At 52.9% G+C, this 1,076-nt stretch carries 1 pseudogene; it reads left to right on the top strand.

Annotated elements, in window-relative coordinates:
• Positions 1 to 949: 949 nt before the first annotated feature.
• Positions 950 to 1,076: pseudogene (locus EN859_RS40015) on the top strand (IS630 family transposase); the annotation flags it as partial.

Below are 1,076 nucleotides of genomic sequence, written 5' to 3'. Positions count from 1 at the left end.
GTCCGCCACTTCGCCCTGAACCTCGTGCGATCAATCGACGACAAGCGAAGCATCAAGCTGCGCCGAAAGCGCGCTGCAAGAAACAACAAATACCTCGAACAGATCCTCCAACCTTCAATCCGTTAACTCGGATTCAAAGCCGTGAAGGCCTGCGCACGCCGATGCTTTGCATAGGCACGCAACGTCTCAGCCGGGTCATAACTTGCCGCACACCTGCTCCAGAGGAACGGCAGAGAAGGGTCGAACTCGGTCGTTCAGGACGATGGGGTTTGACCCTAGGACAGCTTGGACAGCCTTTTTTATTCCATACGTAGAGAGAAAAGGTGAAGGGTAGAGCCAACCTCTATTGTACTGCGCCCATATAAAAGAATAGCAAAAAAGCTGTCCGCGCTGTCCGCGCCAATTTAACGCCCGCAACGGGCGCACCGCCGTCGTCCAATACCCGTCAATGCACCCCACCACTAATCGACGTGTTTCAGCTTCGCATAGCGCGTTGAATTCGTTGCGATTCGCCGCTGAATTGGCCGATCCCGCACCGGTTCGTTGAACCGGTGCTTAGCGCTGCGGTCGTTTGCGATGGTCAAGGTTGAATCCGACAAAGGATGATTCCTGATGATGTCAAAGAATAGTGTGCTATAATTTCCAATGTAAATTTGCAATAATATTTGCTTTGGTCAGCATCTGTGGATATCGTCATGAAGAAATATTTGACTATACCCGTACGATACGTCAAATTGCTGCCAACCATAGGAGCAATAGACCATGCCAGTCCAACTAAAACCCTTCGAAGACCAGTCCGCTTTCCGCGTTACCGCGAGCCGTGATGACCGCAACGGCTCATTCATCGTCCCGAAGTCGCTCGAAAGCAGTGAAGTGCTAGTGGATTGATCGGATCAAAAGAGTCCGATTTTGGGATTCCGTTTTGCGGTGTGGCGTGCGAGTTTGATGCATGCGCAATGGCATCTCCTTCACCATTTCGGCCAGCGACCGTCAGCGCTTGCAAGCGATCGTCGCGGCCCCTGGAAGCCCGCAGAAGCATGTCTGGCGGGCGCGTATTGTCCTTCTGAGCGGCGATG

This window comes from Mesorhizobium sp. M00.F.Ca.ET.216.01.1.1 (genome assembly GCF_004010325.2).
GTDB lineage: Bacteria > Pseudomonadota > Alphaproteobacteria > Rhizobiales > Rhizobiaceae > Mesorhizobium.
The sequence above is the reverse complement of the archived record's forward strand: the minus strand, read 5'-3'. Positions and strand labels throughout refer to the sequence as shown.